The sequence below is a fragment of the Amycolatopsis sp. NPDC059657 genome (assembly GCF_042734395.1).
Lineage (GTDB): Bacteria > Actinomycetota > Actinomycetes > Mycobacteriales > Pseudonocardiaceae > Amycolatopsis.
On record NZ_JBHWEB010000030.1, the window covers coordinates 18,398 to 30,839 of the forward strand.

Consider the following 12,442-nt stretch of genomic DNA (forward strand, 5'->3'; position numbering starts at 1 on the left):
GGAGCTGATGGCCTGGACAGCCGTGACCTGGGCGATCGACACCCTCGTCGCCTCGGCGATGTCGCGTGCCGTGCTGCCGTGCGTGACCAAGCTGGTCACGGCCTCCACCGGCGCCGCAGGCGGTCCAGCTCCGGGCTCACCGCGATGATCGTGACGGGCGGTTCTGACCACCCGCGACACGCACAAGGTCAGCGTTCGTGGTCGAGCCAGTGATCGGCGCGGTCGATCGGGTTGTTGCGCTCGACTTCGCTGAGCTTGGTGGCGTGGCGGCGCAGGGCCGCCTCGGTCTCGGCCTCGGTCTGGCCGATCCGGTCGGTCGCGATCTCCAGGTGGGCCGAGCTCTCCCTGACCTCCCAGGCGAGGTCGAGGGTGAGTTCCTCGGCCAGCCTCACCAGCGCCAACCAGGCTTCCATCGGCCCCTCCGGCGAGTCGGACGCGTTGATCTCGGTTGTCCGGTACCACGGGCCGGTGCAGCGGGACCCCGCCGCGATCAGGTCCGCCGCCTCGTTGAGCTCCTTCTCGATCAGCGGCAATGTGGAAGTGGCGATGAAGCGCAGGCTGTCGAGGTTGACCTTCATCTCGCTGAGCTTCGTCTCCTTGAGCAGCGTCGGCGACGGCATGTTGAAGGAGTCGGGCTCGCTGGTGACCGTCTCCATCGCGCTCTTGATCGACGCCTTGAGGTCGTTCTCGCAGTTCCTGATCGTCTGCGCCAGTGTCTTCAGCGCTTCAACGCCCTTCGCGATCACCTTGTCCGGTGTGCCGGCGCCGTACTCGACTTCCTGCTTACTGGGCGTGCTGCCCGCGTTCATGAGTTTCTCCAGCGCGGGCAGCGCCGAGGCGACGCCCGCCAGCACCGGGGACGCCGGGGTCGGGAACACCGCGGCGAGGCTGAAGAGCGCGGTGACGGTGCTGAGGTCCCCCGAGACGGCTTTGCCACGGTCTTGCATCGCCTCGTACATCTTGTCGGCGATGGACTGGATGTCCTGCTGCGCCTTCGACCAGATCTCCCGCTCGCCGCACAGGGTCACGCCGGCGAGCAGTGCGAGGGTGTACTGGCCTTGGATGACCGTCGGCAGCGGGACGCAGAAATTCTGGGCGAACCGGTAGATCATGTTCCCGCCCATGTCGTCACCGCAGATCTTCTCCTGCAGATACTTGACGGGGTCCAGCTTGGCGTTGCCGACCTTGCTGACCTTGTCACCGGTGCTGCTGAGCGAGAGGGTCCAGGCGCCGTGCCGGAGGACGTCGAGGTAGCCGTCGAAGTCCGAGGGGGTGGGGATCTTCTTCCACGGCTGGAACATCTCGCGGATGGTGTTCTCGAAGTGCGCGTACATCAGCGTGCCCGCGTCGTGCCCGGAGCCGAATTCGAAGTCCTCGACATATCCGGGCAAGCCGCGGTTGAGGACCTGGCCGCCCGACGTCCGCGACGGCTTACCTGGCGGCGTGATCTCTGGGTCCCCGAGGCCGTGTCGCCGCTGGTAGTTGCCCTGCAGGTTGGGGTACCACTCGTAGACATCGAAGTAGAACTCGATCGCGCTGTCGATGATCCTTTCGACCGTCTCGTCCAGGTGGTCCGCGAACGCCATCGTCATCCCCTTGGTGCCTCGTGCAAGTCGCCGACATGATCGGCCATCGGCCGCCCAGATCCCGCCCAGGGCGAGCCGCCGGGCGTACTTTGCGCAGCCGACCGGATTCACACCTGGTTGAAAAGGTTGCGGGCGTATCCGTCGACTGTGGACTATGCGTCCATGAAAAAGACACTGGGGCGATTCGCGGTGCTGACCGCCATCTCTGGAGCGTTGCTGGCTTCTGCCGCGGGCATGGCGGCCGCCGACCGGCCGACCCACGGCACATACGGCACGGAGTGGGAGTGCGAGCGCGCCGCGGCGACGTACCGCAGCAGTGATGTCGGCGCGGAGTGCAAGCACGTCCCCGCGGAGGGCCTGAAGTCGGAGTACTGGGCCCTGTACGTCTGGTCGATCGGCGGCTGATCTCCGCTGTTCTCTGCTGTCGTGCGCGTTGCGGGCGGTGAGAACCGGGTGAGAACCCACCCGCAACGCGCACGAGGCCGAGCCGGGTCAGGAGCCCTTCAAGGGGCCGACTTCGAGGACCGCCGTTCCGTCGTCATCGACGCTCTCCAGGCTGATCTTGAAGCTCATCGGCTCTCCGAAACCGGCGTAGGAACCGTCTTCGGGACCGAGCGTGAGTGTCGCGCGCTTGCCGTCCGGGTAGCGCAGCTGGAAGTCCACACCGGCCGAGCTGATCTTGACCACCTTGAACGTCGGACGGCCCGCCCCGGCGTTGATCGTCGCGTTGCGCTTCACCCGGACCTCGCACTCGCCGTCCTCGCAGGACTTCAGGTTGGTGCCGTCCAACGGAAACGGCGGCAGTGCGACGCTTGACGTTGTCGGCGGTGTAGACGGCGGTGTTGCTGAGATGGTCGTGGGCGCGCTGGCGCCAGTTGTGGTCGGGAGCGCGGGAGTACCGGACGTTGTCGCAGGTGCCGCGGCCGGGACGTCGGGGCCGCAGCCCACTGCGGCGAACGCGATGACGACCAGGACCAAGTCACGGAATCGAACCATGGAACGCAGGGTAGGAACGGGGCCCGGGACCCCTCCCGCCACGGAGGCTCGTGAGTGTTCCGGGCGGTTAGCACTCCAGCTGTTAGTTCGTGATGTGCTGGGCGTGTCGCGGATGCGGCATGACAACTCCGCGACTCGCGGCATGAGAGTGCGTTGTGCTGGGACCGCTACGAACCGTAGCCCGGTTGCTGGTCGAGGCCTTCGATCTCGACCAGTTCACCACGCGCCAGTATCTGCATGACGCGTCGGAGGTCTTCTCTGGGCAACGTCTTCCAGATATCGCGGCTCGCCGTCCCGAGTGCCCGCCGGTGCCTCCATGATGCCAACGCACTGTCCACAGTGGTCGTCGAGGCGGCGTTCTGCGGACGCGCAGTCCAAACTCGCGTGAACGCGAGGTGCCGCGTGACTCTTTCGTTTCCGAACTGTCCATTACCGAGTCAGGAGTGCGCGGATGGCGGCGGTGACGTCCTTGGGGCGTTCTTCGGGAAGGAAATGGCCGCAGGGCAGGACCTGGGTACGCAGGTCGGGTGCCCATCGGGCCCACACCTGCTGCGGGTCGAACGGCAGAGTCACCTCGCTGGGGTCCTGCCACATCGCCAGTACCGGCATGGTCAGCCGGCGGCCCGCGTCCCGGTCGGCCTGGTCATGGCCGGGGTCCACGAACGCGCCGGCGCGGTAGTCCTCGCAGATGGCGTGAATGGCCTCGGGGGTTCGCGTCGTCGCCAGGTAGGCGGCCCGGACGTCGGCGGGGATCGGGTCGGCCGCCCAGGTGTCCAGGAAGTGCCCGAAGAACGTGTCCGGGTCGGCGGCGATCATCCGCTCGGGCAGGTCGGACGGCTGGGCGAGCAGGTACAGGTGGAAGCCGAACACGCCCACGGCGCCGGTGAGCGCGGCCCAGTTGTCCAGTGTGGGGATCACGTCGAGCACGCCGAGATGGGTAACGGCATCCGGGTGGTCGAGCGCGGCACGGAACGCGACCAGCGCGCCACGGTCGTGGCCGACGACGGCGAACCGGTCGTGACCGAGTTCGCGCATCATCGCGACCGTGGTCGCGGCGGTGGTGCGCTTGGCGTATCCGGCCGGCGGTGGGGCGCTGGCGCCGTAGCCGGGCAGGTCCGGGCATATCACGTGGAAATCCTCGGCCAGGGACGTGGCTACGTGCCGCCAGGCGAGATGGGTCTGCGGGAAACCGTGGAGCAGCAGAACTGGATACCCGGTGCCGCCGTGGGTCACAGAGAGCCCGGCCGTGGTGTCGTCGGCAAAGTCAGCGAAGTTCGTCATCCGTCCACCAAACTGTACAGTGTCCAACTCTGTAATGGACACTGTACAGTTTGTATTGGACGCTGTACAGTTCAACGATGGACCACGGACGTTCCCCAGGCCACCGGGCCGGCCTCACCCATGCGGCGGTGCTCAGCGCGGCCCGGGAACTGCTGGCCGAGCACGGCATCGCGGGCCTGACCATGCGGATGCTGGCCGCCCGGCTGGACGTCGCCCCGAATGCCCTCTACAGCCACGTGGCCAGCAAAACCGCGTTGGTAGACGCCCTGCTCGACGACGTACTCGGCGAGGTCGCCGTGCTCACGCCTTCCGTCGAGAACCCGGCCCTGGGGCTGCACCAACTGATGACGTCGACCTACGACGTACTCGTCGGCCACGCTGACCTCGTGCCGCTATACCTGAGCCGCCAAGGCGCACACGGCCCCAACGCCCTACGGCTCGGCGAGGTCACCCTGGACCTGCTCCGCCGGGCCGGCGTTCCCGAACCCACCGCATCCGACGCACTGCGGGTCCTGATCGTCTACACGATCGGCTTCGCCGCCTTCACCCGACACCTGCCGGCCACAGGCGGATCCGAGCGCCGGCCGAGCGCCGCGGAAATGCAGTCCAGCTTCGAGCACGGACTCGGCTGGCTACTCGCGGGAATCAGCGACGATCACCCAGACGCCCAATCTCATCTCCGCTTCGCAAGTGAGACGGAGCCGAAGCGGCCCGCGAGAAAATAGCCAGTCAGGTAGGTTCTCGCCGCGCATGATGTCGCCATGATCAGTCTCAATCTCGTGCCATCTTCTTTCCGCGGTTGCTCATCGGCATGACATATCGTCCGGTGATGGCGTACACGGGCTTCCGAACCATGAATGTCGGAACCTGGCTGCTGCCCGAGGACGAAGGCGCGTTCGACTCGGCATTGCGCGACACATTCCCTGGTGCCGCGTGGCGGTGCTCGCAGCCAGGACCGCTGGGACTTCACCCCACCCACTTGCACGGATCGCTGGCAAACGCGATGGCTTGTGGCGGACGGGGAGTTCAGGTGTTCCTGCACCTGCCGATCGGCGCAAGCCTGCCACCAACCGTCACGCTCGCCGATGGCGTCCCGCTACCGGACGGGCCACCAGTCGCTGCCACCGTCCAACTCCTGCGCTCGACGCGCCGGCATGATCCCGGCGGTACGTACTGCGATCACGACGGTGGGTACCAACATCCGCAAGGGGATGCGTACTTTGCTGCCGGCAGGCTGGCCGTCCGCTGGTCGGAGGACGAAGTCGGTGCCGACACGCACCAGACCCTCCTGCGGCAAACGCGGGCGGTTCGGTCGGCGCTGATCGCCACCACTCGTCCGGCTCGCGTCAAAGATCAGAACGGCCGGCGGCTGACTGGCCACCGCATCGGTCCGGCCGCTCAGGCGATGGCCGAAGCGACGGGCACTCTTCTCGGCCGCGCTGGAGTACAGCGGTTCCAGCTCGGCTGAATCTGCGGGATCCGCGTTCGTTGGCGCTCGCGGACTGGTACACGCTGACAGCCCTGGCGGACGCACTGGTCGCGCGGTCGTCCAACAAGTACCGCGGCTGGGGCGATGTGGTGATGTTCGCCGCGTGCACGGCAGCGCGGATCGGTGAAGTGTCGGGCTGCCGGGTAAAGGACATCGATACCTCGTCGTGGTCGTGGCAGATTCGCCGGCAGACCACCACGGCGCCGGGTGGGCTGGTGGACAAGGGCGCCAAAGGCAATCGGGCCCGGAAGGTGCCGCTGATCGAGGACATCCGTGAGCTGGTCGAGTGCCGCATCGTCATGGCCGACCGGGATCCGGAAGATCGCCGGCCACGGCTCGCTCGAGGCAACACAGCGGCACCTGCATCCGGATCGCCAGTCCGTTGCGGATGCGGGGGACTTGCTGAGCAAGCACCTGCGCGCGCCACGATCAGGTCGTCTCCGCGCCGTCTGATCGCAACGAGCAAAACCTGGGAACGCTCGGCCTTGAACCAAGACGGGGCGTTCTTTTTTGCGTGATTTCGTTGCCCGGAGCCAGAATCTGGCCGCCAGCAACGAAGGCAGGTTTCGCCGCCCGAAGCACGAGTACTGGAGCCAACGTCAGCACGGGTCAAGGGGGCTAGACGCGGTGGTCCCCGGGGCTGGTCCCCAAATGGTACCCAAGCGGGTCTCGCCTCGGCCGCCTGCGGTGCGGGTCGCACACGCACAAAAGCCGCCTGACCTGGGCTTTCACCCAAGTCAAGCGGCTCTGTTGTCCGTCGGGCTGACAGGATTCGAACCTGCGACCCCTTGACCCCCAGTCAAGTGCGCTACCAAACTGCGCCACAGCCCGGACCCGTCCTCCGGGTGTTCCCCGGAAGGCGATGTGAGTACTTTAGCGCCTCGCTCAGAGGCCGCTGCAACCAGGTCACCCTGTGTGCCTGACCTGCACTAACAGTCAAATTCGGGTGCGCCGGTGATCGACAGCTGACAGGGTGGGCCGATGGGGAAAGAACGGACGCTGGTGGTGGCGCCGCGGGTGCTGCCGACCGTCGGGCCGCTGGCGCGGGTCGCCGCTTGGCGAGGTCTTGAGGTCGTGACGCACTTGACTGGGGGTCAAGGGCGCTTGGGTTCAACGCACTACTACGGCGGGCCGAAGGTGGGGGAGCGGCTCGCGGGGGAGCTGGCGATCGGGTTGCTGGAGCCCGCTGATGACTGGCTGCCGAACGTGCCGCCGGAGTTCGCTGGGCGGACTGTCGCGGCGATGAGCCTCGGTGAGGCATGGGCGCTGGACGGGCAGGCGTTCGTGAAGCCGCCGAGTGACAAGGGGTTCGCCGCACAGGTCTATCGCGACGGGACGGACCTGCGGGAAGCGACCGGGAGTCTGGCCGAGGACACGCCGGTCTTGGTCAGCGAAGTCGTCGAGTTCGCGAGTGAGTATCGGCTGTTCCTGCTCGACGGGCTTGTGCACGCGGCGTCGCGATACGCGACCTGGGGGAGGCTGGATCCCGGACCGCGTGACACTGTGCCCGCCGAGGTACTGGAATTCGCGGGCCGGTACCTCGGCGAACATGGCGGTGAGCTGCCCGGCGCGGTCGTGCTCGATGTCGGCGTGGTGGCTGGGCGGACGGCGATCGTCGAGGCCAACATGGCTTGGTTCTCCGAGTACTACATGGCGGATCTCGACAAGGTGCTGGATGTCGTGCTCAGGTCCGCGGGGCCGCTCGACGAGGTCTCGCCGCGGGACCGCCGGTTCGTGAGGACCCCGAGCTGATCGGGGCCCTCACGAAACCGTCAGTACGGGTTGTTCGCGTGGGTCAGGGTCTGCCAGGAGACGAAGAGGGCGTTGGTGCCCGCCGGCCGCCTGGATTCGGTGAGCTGCTGGGTGTTGGGCATGTCGTTGCCGAGTCGGGTGTGCATGGCGTTGAAGCCGACCTCGGTGACCGGGCCGAGGCCCAGGTTGAGCTTGCCGCCGCAGAGCCAGGACGGCACGGCCGCGCCGAGTTCGTACTTGGCGTGGAAGCCGAGCGCCTGGCGGAGACGGGTGCCGATCTCGGGGTAGAGATCCTGGCCTTGGATACGGGTGGTCTCCGCGAAGTCGGCGATCGCGGCGATGCCGTAGCCGGTGTGGGTGAAGTCGCGGCAGGTCTCCTGGGCGAGTCCGTCCACAAAGGTGCTCTGGTTCTGCCAGTACTGGATGACCTTGGCCTTGGTGTCGAGGCCGCTGCCCGGCGTCACGCGTGGTTGCGAGCCGTCGGTGGTCAGGTAGATGTAGGCGGGCACGCGGGCGCGGAACTTGGTCACGGCCGTGTCGTAGCTGCCCTTGTCCTCCAGGAACACGGAGATGCCGATGGCGGCCTCCAGCATGCTGAGTTCCCAGTTCCCGTTGCTGTTACTGCCTTTGATCACCACCGGCAGGTACACGTTGCGCAGCATCGTCGCGAACCGGCCGGAGTTCGGCCAGCTCGAATACGTGTACTTGATGATCTCCGCGGCGCGTGGCCATGATGAGCCCGCCCAGCCGGTCTGGAGCGGGGCGTTGGAGTTGGTGTGGCTCTTGATGGTGGCCGACCAGGCGTCCATGATCGCGATGGACTTGGTGGCGTAGCGGGAATCGCCGGTGATGTACCAGGCCAGCGCCAACGAGTACGCGGCGATCGCGTCCTGGCGCTCGTCGGTGCAGCCGTAGTTGGGGTTGGAATAGGGACCGCATTCGACGATCGCCCTGGGTTTCGGTGTGCGGCTCAGGGACGCGTAGCCGCTGCCCATCATCTGGTCGTAGGCGCTCTTCCACGGCTGGGCGCCGGAGTTGACCTTGCCTTTGACGAAATCGAGCTGGGTTTTGCTGACCAAGACACCGGGATGGGCGAAGGTCGCCGGAGCGGCCGTGCTTTCCACTCCGGTCGCGGTGACAGCGAGCGAGACGAGCAGTGCCACCGCTGATATTCGGAGTCCACGTTGACGTACGAACATCATGCTCCTTTTGCAGGGAAGGAGTTGTGCTGTGTCATGCAGTGTGAATGGTCTAAACCAAGACAGTCAAGGTCTTAGTTTTTTACCTGAATAAACACATATGTGAATGGCGGGATCAGCCGCGCAGGCGACGTTGCGCCTGGTGGAGGTTCGACGGCGAGATCGCCGTCGTGCCGTAGTTTTCCAGGCGTGCGTTCAGATCGCCGGTGAAATCGGGTTTGTCGATCTGCCCGAAGTCACGCACGGTAGAGATTCCCACGGTGGCGCTGCACGGTGCCACGTTGTCGATTTTCACGCAACCTGCCCGCTCATTGGTGACCGTGATGTTCCAGTGAGCGAAACGCGCGCCGTACAGCGGGCCCGCGTCCGCGCTGCCGCCGTGCGAACCGTCGTTCAAGATCGTGATTTCCGTGCGTACGTTGGCGAACGGCAGTCCGCGGTGGGTGTCGAAGGTGCCTGCCTCCATGACGCCGCGCGACCAGACGTTGCCGGACGACAGGCCCTCCACGTTGATGCCGTGGTGCGTCGACCCCGGCGTCGTCTCGGTGAACTTGGCGATGCCGAAGTCTTCGACAAGGTTGTCATGGGACTGCTCGCGACAGGCGTAGGAATGGTGCTGGCCGCGCCCGGACACCCGCGTCCTCGACAGTGTGATGCCCTTCGCCGCCACGAGCAGGAAGCCGTTGTCACTGTCCACAACCGACACGTTGTCCGCCCAGCAGTCCCACGCGCACTGGAAGACCAGGCCGTTGTAGCCCTTGTCCTTCAGGTGCGGCGGCCGCACGGTCTTGACCATCTGGATGGTCAGGTCCTCCACACCGGACCCGCTCACCGGCGTGACCATGGTGGTCAGTCGCGGCTGCCACTCCGGCCGCGCGTCGAGCGGCAACGGCTGGCTCAGCCTGATCTGCTTGCCGCGCACCGCTTCGATGCGTACCGGCCATTGGAACGGCCGGTACGACAGGAGCTTGCCCTTGTCGGACCACTTGTACGCCGCGGTGCCCGCAACGTCGCCCGCCATGTGCCGCAGCAGGCTGAAGTCGGCGGTGTCGTCGAGTTGCAGCAGTACCCGGCGGCCCGCGCAGAGCCCGCGCGCGTCGTCGACGGTCAGGGTGAACGCACCGCGCGCCGCGGGCGTGGTGATCTTGGCGATCGGCTTGGTCGCGTCGCCCTCGTTGCCGGTCCAGCCTTCGAACGGCCAGTCGCGGGCCTGGATGGCCGTGACGAGGTCGCGGTAGCGGTCGCGATGGCAGACCCACACGAGGCCCCCTGACCAGCTCCACGCGGAGTTGTCTCCACCGCCGTAACGGCTGCGGTTGATGCCGATGATCTCTTCGAGCGACTTGGTCGCGAACAGTTTCGTCTTCTCGCGCCCGGCGCCGCGCAGTACGACGTTGTCGTAGCCGATGCGCACGATGTCGTCGATGCGATAAGTGCCCGGTGGCAGGTACACCGCGCCGCCGCCACGCTTGCCGACCTGCTCGATCGCGCGGTTGATGGCGGGGGCCGCATCGGCCGAGCCGTCCGGTTTCGCGCCGTACGCCAGCACGTTCGCGTGGACCGGTACGTGCGGGAGCCGCTGCCCTGTCCGGTATCCGGCGTAGGCGACGTTCGGGAGTTGCGGATGACGGTACGGGTCACGGACGAATTCACGCCAAAGATCGGAGCTTTCGTCGGGAGACGCCAGTGCGGGCACTGTTCCACTCGCCGAGTACGTCGCCGCCAGTGCGCCCATCAGGAACTTCCTTCGCTGCATCTCCACGCGCAAAAGGTAAGTCCGTGAGACATCGGATGTAAATGTCGCGATGAGCGGGAAATGGTCGTGAGTGTCGCCGACGGCCAGAACCGTCGGCAACACTCACGACCTCTGCCTACTTCAATCCGCCGTCGACGGCGTTCATCAACGTGCCGCCGGCGTCACCGGACATCTCCCAGGCCATCACGCCGAGCAGGCCCTTGCTCTTGAGCCAGGCCGTCTTGGCCGCGATCGACCAGGCGTCGTCGAACGTCCACCACTGCCCGTTGTTGCCGGTGTAGCAGGACGTCGCGACGGCCGCCGTGTCGTGGTAGACCGTGCAGCCGGGTACCGACGAGATGAGGTTCGAGTACCCGCGCGTGCCCGCTTCCTCGGCGAACTGCCCTGGCGCGGCACCGGTCGCGGATTGCCATTCGCCGTTCTTGCCGCCCGAGGCCACGCCTTGCCAGCCGCGGCCGTAGAAGGCGAGCCCGAGTGTCAGCTTCCGTGGATTGACGCCCTTGTCGGTGTAGGCCTTGATCGCGGCCTCGACACTGAACTTGTTGGTATACGGGTCATCCGCGTCGGCGTACAGGTTGCCCTGGTGCCCGGTGCGGTTCGGCTCCCACGAGTTGTCACTGCCCGCGCCGTGGAAGTCGTAGCCCTGCACGTTCGCCACGTCCAGGTATTGGAAGATCTTGTCGACCTCCCAGCCGCCGGAGACCTTGCCCGGGTCCGCGGGCGTGAACGCCTGCAGCTGGTACCGCTTGCCGGTGGTCGTGCCGTACGCGTCGAGCTGCGTGCGGAACTCGGCGAGCAGCGCGGTCAGGTTCTGCTTGTCGTTGGCGCTCCAGTGGTTGCCGGGGTGACCGTCGGGGCTGCCCGGCCATTCCCAGTCGATGTCGATGCCGTCGAAGATGCCCGCCACCGTGCCGGGGCCGCCCGCGCCGCCGTACGGCGCGATGTTGCCCTTGATCCAGGTGTCGACGCACGAGGAGACGAACTTCTTGCGCGAGGCGTCGGTGGCCGCGACGTCCGAGAAGTACTTCGAATACGTCCAGCCGCCGAGTGACACCAGTACCTTGAGGTTCGGGTTGGCCGCCTTGAGCTTCTTGAGCTGGTTGAAGTTGCCGCGCAGCGACTCCCAGCCGGTGTCGGCGACCCCGTCGACCGACTGCGCCGCCGACATCGGCCGCGAGTAGTCGGCTTCCGCGTCGCCGGCGCCGTCACCCTGGTTCGGGTCCTGCGGGTTGGCGGTGGTGCCCTTGGTGACGCCGGACAGGCAGGTCAGGTTGACCGGGTCGATGTTCTGGAACGCGTACAGCAGATGCGTCAGCTTCGACGCCGCGCCTGAGGTCTGCAGGTTCTTGACGAAGAACTGCCTGCCGTAGATGCCCCACTGCACGAAGTAGCCGACGCGCGCGTAGCCGCTCACGATGTCCGTTGTGGACGCTGTCAGCGCGTTGCTCGCGGCGGACGCATTGTCGTAGGCGTCACGGGCTTTGACGGTGAAAGTGTATGAAGTGGACGGTGCGAGTCCGCTGATCTTCGCGGTCGTCGTGGTGACCGTGGCGGCCAGCGCGCCGCCGCGGTAGACGTCGTAGGCGACGACGCCGGTGTTGTCGGTCGAGGCGTTCCAGGCGAGCGTCACGCTGCCCGAGTCGGCGCCGGTCGACCGCAGGTTGCCCGGCGCGGTCGGCGCTTGCGTGTCGTCACCGGGGTTGTTGGTGGTGACCGTCAGCGGCGCGCTGGCCGGTGACGCGGTTCCCTTGGTGTCCTTGGCTTTCACCGTGAACGTGTAGGAGGTGTTCGCGGTGAGGCCGGTGAGTGTGGCCGTGGTGCCGGTGACCGAGGCGGTGATCGCGGTGCCCTTGTAGACGTCATAGCCCGCGACGGGCAGTGAGCCTGCCGCTGAGGCGTTCCAGGCCAGTGTGACCGTGGTCGTCGTCTTCACGGTGGCGCGTAGATTGCCGGGCGCCGACGGCGGGGTGTCGGGGGAGCCGTCGCAGTTGGCGTTGTCCACCCGGCACTGCGTCGGCTGCGCGGCCGAGCTGAGCTGGAAGGTCGGGCTGTACGGGTAGGTCGAGCGGCCCGGTTGCAGCGTGGCGATGTAGTACGCCGGGGTGAGGGTGACCTGGGTGCCGGACTGGCTGACCGTGCCGTGCTGGCCGGAGGTCGCGGTGACGCCGGACGGCAGCTGGAAGGTGATCGCCCAGTTGCTGACCGCGGCGGTGCCGCTGTTCGTGACCGTGTATTCGCCGGTGTTCCCGGTCATCACCAGCGTGGCTTTGAGGCTGCCCGCGGCGAGCGCGGGTGGACTGAACGAGGTTGTCGCCAGCAGTAGCGTGGCGAACGCGACGAGTAAGCGGCGGAGGGTACGTCTCATGGCTGTTCTCCTAGCGAC

The 12,442-nt window shown here is 66.7% G+C and carries 13 protein-coding genes and 1 tRNA gene; 6 read left to right on the plus strand and 8 right to left on the minus strand.

The features are described 5' to 3' along the window. The first annotated feature begins 7 nt into the window (after positions 1-7). Positions 8-148 carry a hypothetical protein gene (locus ACFV15_RS18320; RefSeq protein ID WP_378351652.1) on the plus strand — a complete coding sequence of 47 codons (141 nt, stop codon included), beginning with the start codon at positions 8-10 and terminating at the stop codon, positions 146-148. Positions 149-188: 40 nt separating this feature from the next. Here ACFV15_RS18320 and ACFV15_RS18325 read toward each other — a convergent pair whose 3' ends face one another. Beyond that, the gene (locus ACFV15_RS18325; protein ID WP_378351653.1) at positions 189-1,586 is read right to left on the minus strand and encodes a hypothetical protein; all 1,398 of its coding nucleotides are present in this window, start codon (positions 1,584-1,586) and stop codon (positions 189-191) included. 162 nt (positions 1,587-1,748) lie between these two features. On the opposite strand from ACFV15_RS18325, the gene ACFV15_RS18330 reads away from it, so the two are divergent. Next, on the plus strand, positions 1,749-1,991 hold the full coding sequence (locus ACFV15_RS18330) for a hypothetical protein (protein WP_378351654.1): 243 nt from the start codon (positions 1,749-1,751) through the stop codon (positions 1,989-1,991). A gap of 87 nt (positions 1,992-2,078) precedes the next feature. On the opposite strand, the gene ACFV15_RS18335 is transcribed toward ACFV15_RS18330, so the two are convergent. From ACFV15_RS18335 to ACFV15_RS18345, 3 genes are all read right to left on the minus strand, one after another. Next, positions 2,079-2,582, minus strand: a complete 504-nt coding sequence (locus tag ACFV15_RS18335) for a hypothetical protein (protein ID WP_378351655.1) — start codon at positions 2,580-2,582, stop codon at positions 2,079-2,081. Between the two features lie 167 nt (positions 2,583-2,749). Further along, positions 2,750-2,908 carry a hypothetical protein gene (locus ACFV15_RS18340; RefSeq protein ID WP_378351656.1) on the minus strand — a complete coding sequence of 53 codons (159 nt, stop codon included), beginning with the start codon at positions 2,906-2,908 and terminating at the stop codon, positions 2,750-2,752. 103 nt (positions 2,909-3,011) lie between these two features. Next, positions 3,012-3,863 carry an alpha/beta fold hydrolase gene (locus tag ACFV15_RS18345; RefSeq protein ID WP_378351657.1) on the minus strand — a complete coding sequence of 284 codons (852 nt, stop codon included), beginning with the start codon at positions 3,861-3,863 and terminating at the stop codon, positions 3,012-3,014. Between the two features lie 77 nt (positions 3,864-3,940). On the opposite strand from ACFV15_RS18345, the gene ACFV15_RS18350 reads away from it, so the two are divergent. The 3 genes from ACFV15_RS18350 (at position 3,941) to ACFV15_RS18360 (ending at position 5,870) form a co-directional block, all read left to right on the plus strand. Beyond that, a complete protein-coding gene (locus ACFV15_RS18350; protein ID WP_378351658.1) occupies positions 3,941-4,588 on the plus strand; it encodes a TetR/AcrR family transcriptional regulator in 648 nt (215 codons plus the stop codon). A 74-nt stretch (positions 4,589-4,662) separates the two neighbouring features. Beyond that, on the plus strand, positions 4,663-5,331 hold the full coding sequence (locus tag ACFV15_RS18355) for a hypothetical protein (RefSeq protein ID WP_378351659.1): 669 nt from the start codon (positions 4,663-4,665) through the stop codon (positions 5,329-5,331). 20 nt (positions 5,332-5,351) lie between these two features. Next, complete coding sequence (locus ACFV15_RS18360; protein WP_378351660.1) at positions 5,352-5,870, plus strand: hypothetical protein; 519 nt, start codon at positions 5,352-5,354, stop codon at positions 5,868-5,870. 239 nt (positions 5,871-6,109) lie between these two features. Here ACFV15_RS18360 and ACFV15_RS18365 read toward each other — a convergent pair. Further along, positions 6,110-6,183 (minus strand) — tRNA-Pro (locus ACFV15_RS18365). 150 nt (positions 6,184-6,333) lie between these two features. Here ACFV15_RS18365 and ACFV15_RS18370 point away from each other — a divergent pair. Beyond that, the gene (locus tag ACFV15_RS18370) at positions 6,334-7,104 is read left to right on the plus strand and encodes an ATP-grasp domain-containing protein (protein ID WP_378351661.1); all 771 of its coding nucleotides are present in this window, start codon (positions 6,334-6,336) and stop codon (positions 7,102-7,104) included. Positions 7,105-7,124: 20 nt separating this feature from the next. Here the strand turns inward: ACFV15_RS18370 and ACFV15_RS18375 are convergent, their stop codons facing one another. The 3 genes from ACFV15_RS18375 to ACFV15_RS18385 all read right to left on the minus strand — a co-directional run bounded on the left by ACFV15_RS18375 (position 7,125) and on the right by ACFV15_RS18385 (position 12,424). Beyond that, positions 7,125-8,306: an alginate lyase family protein gene (locus tag ACFV15_RS18375; protein ID WP_378351662.1), complete on the minus strand. Its 1,182-nt coding sequence runs from the start codon at positions 8,304-8,306 to the stop codon at positions 7,125-7,127. 112 nt (positions 8,307-8,418) lie between these two features. Next, positions 8,419-10,059, minus strand: a complete 1,641-nt coding sequence (locus ACFV15_RS18380; protein ID WP_378351712.1) for a glycosyl hydrolase family 28-related protein — start codon at positions 10,057-10,059, stop codon at positions 8,419-8,421. 115 nt (positions 10,060-10,174) lie between these two features. Next, a complete protein-coding gene (locus ACFV15_RS18385; protein ID WP_378351663.1) occupies positions 10,175-12,424 on the minus strand; it encodes a glycosyl hydrolase family 18 protein in 2,250 nt (749 codons plus the stop codon). Between the last annotated feature and the right edge of the window lie 18 nt (positions 12,425-12,442).

Excerpts from the sequence above, each read along its gene's own strand:
- ACFV15_RS18330 (WP_378351654.1), top strand. The coding sequence starts at position 1,749 with ATGAAAAAGACACTGGGGCGATTCGCGGTGCTGACCGCCATCTCTGGA.
- ACFV15_RS18370 (WP_378351661.1), top strand. The coding sequence starts at position 6,334 with ATGGGGAAAGAACGGACGCTGGTGGTGGCGCCGCGGGTGCTGCCGACC.
- ACFV15_RS18325 (WP_378351653.1), bottom strand. The coding sequence starts at position 1,586 with ATGGCGTTCGCGGACCACCTGGACGAGACGGTCGAAAGGATCATCGAC.
- ACFV15_RS18350 (WP_378351658.1), top strand. The coding sequence starts at position 3,941 with ATGGACCACGGACGTTCCCCAGGCCACCGGGCCGGCCTCACCCATGCG.
- ACFV15_RS18380 (WP_378351712.1), bottom strand. The coding sequence starts at position 10,059 with ATGCAGCGAAGGAAGTTCCTGATGGGCGCACTGGCGGCGACGTACTCG.
- ACFV15_RS18345 (WP_378351657.1), bottom strand. The coding sequence starts at position 3,863 with ATGACGAACTTCGCTGACTTTGCCGACGACACCACGGCCGGGCTCTCT.
- ACFV15_RS18320 (WP_378351652.1), top strand. The coding sequence starts at position 8 with ATGGCCTGGACAGCCGTGACCTGGGCGATCGACACCCTCGTCGCCTCG.
- ACFV15_RS18385 (WP_378351663.1), bottom strand. The coding sequence starts at position 12,424 with ATGAGACGTACCCTCCGCCGCTTACTCGTCGCGTTCGCCACGCTACTG.
- ACFV15_RS18335 (WP_378351655.1), bottom strand. The coding sequence starts at position 2,582 with ATGGTTCGATTCCGTGACTTGGTCCTGGTCGTCATCGCGTTCGCCGCA.
- ACFV15_RS18375 (WP_378351662.1), bottom strand. The coding sequence starts at position 8,306 with ATGATGTTCGTACGTCAACGTGGACTCCGAATATCAGCGGTGGCACTG.